General features: G+C 38.0%; 2 protein-coding genes. Both read right to left on the minus strand.

The features are described 5' to 3' along the window. Window positions 1-328: 328 nt before the first annotated feature. Entirely contained in the window at window positions 329-1,123 is a 795-nt protein-coding gene (locus HC179_RS00005; protein WP_481747944.1) for a rolling circle replication-associated protein, read from the minus strand. Between the two features lie 247 nt (window positions 1,124-1,370). Next, window positions 1,371-1,577 carry a hypothetical protein gene (locus HC179_RS00010; RefSeq protein WP_168862478.1) on the minus strand — a complete coding sequence of 69 codons (207 nt, stop codon included), beginning with the start codon at window positions 1,575-1,577 and terminating at the stop codon, window positions 1,371-1,373. Window positions 1,578-1,667 lie beyond the last annotated feature (90 nt).

Raw genomic sequence — 1,667 nt, forward strand, 5'->3', positions numbered from 1 at the left:
ACCTTTCGGAAATTTTGGTATTCACTCTAACAGACATGCAAAATCCCTCCTTCTATTAATCTACTTAACTATCATTATACCATCACTTTAATGACTGGCAAGTAGGAACGAATATTCTTATTAGAAAAATGTCCAAATTAAAACAGGGAGGACACCCCTCACGACCAGGATACCTCCCTTAACAGGGTCCCTCCTGGTCGCAAAGGGCGACCCCCCTGCCAGTTTTAGATATTGTTGCTTTTCTCTTTATGGCCCATTTACACACCACATAGAGAGGTTGTGTTATAATGGGTTATAGGCTTTGAATAATGCAAATAAATATAAAACATTACAGGCGCTTAAGATTAAATTCTTTATATGTAATGTTGCCGAGGTATTCACTTTCGTAGGAGTTTGTGAATACTTCTTTTTTTTGCCCTAATTCATAAGCTTCGATAATCTTTTCCGCTTCATACCCACGATAAACAAACGGTCTTTCTAAGCCTTTTGAACAAAGATACAACTTCTTGTTACTGAATAGGTCAACCGGTAAATCTTTAGTCATGTATTTGATTATGTAAGCTCCAACATTATCGACATGATCTATCGACTTTATATCAACGAAACCATGTTTCCAAACTTCTTGACCTAATATCCTTTCCCACTCTTTTATCTCATCTTCGAAAACTAATAGCTTATCCCAGTCACAAATCATATGAATGTGAAATGCTCCGCTTTTGTGTGTCTCCCTAACTGCAATATATTTCAACTTAGTTTTAAAACGATAATTAAAACGCTGTATAAACTTCTTAAACTCTTTATCTACGAAGTCTAAAAAAAATAGATCCCGTTTATCTTTTAATTTTTTAGGGTCAAAAGTCAAAGTGATAAATTTATCACCGCTGCTAAAATTTTTTAAAGCTAAACGTCTGGTAATATGTCGTGCATCTCTTACAGTTTGACCTCTACGCTCTTCTACCCTATCAATTTCGTCTTTTAAGTCGATTTTGGTATTCGTAATATCTAAAGCGTCATAATCGTCATTAGAATCCAAATCTCGACGACCTGAAGGCTCTTTTTGATACTCATAGACCTCAATAACATGGTTAGTTACAATCACTTTTTTATAGGTTCTAACAGGCATTTTCAAGCAAGGGTTTCCTCCGTTCAGATTATTTTTCGTCTAACTCGGTGGTACAATCAAGTTATTAAGGGGAACAGTCCGTACCCGCCGTTCCCAGTCGCCCTTGACACTGGGGCCCTACCCCCTAAGAACCCCGTATCCTTGAGGGGGAGAAAGGCACTCCCCCCCACCGCTGGCGCTAGGATACCTTAGGGGGTCTCCCAGTATAAAGGGACCGCTGCGCTCGACTTCCACTGGCAGCTGCTAATCAAGTAATAAGATTAGTCAATTTAATTCCTTGCTTTTCTAACTCCGCCATAATCTGCGGTAAAACGTCTATTACTTCTGTTTGAGTTCTGTATTGCTCAATTGCAATATTAATCAAGGCTGACTTACTTACAGCCATCTCAACAGACTTCTTGTCCAACCAATCATTAGACCTTTCGGAAATTTTGGTATTCACTCTAACAGACATGCAAAATCCCTCCTTCTATTAATCTACTTAACTATCATTATACCATCACTTTAATGACTGGCAAGTAGGAACGAATATTCTTATTAGAAA

It is taken from the genome of Bacillus sp. RO1 (assembly GCF_012524115.1).
Classification (GTDB): domain Bacteria; phylum Bacillota; class Bacilli; order Bacillales; family Bacillaceae_I; genus Sutcliffiella_A.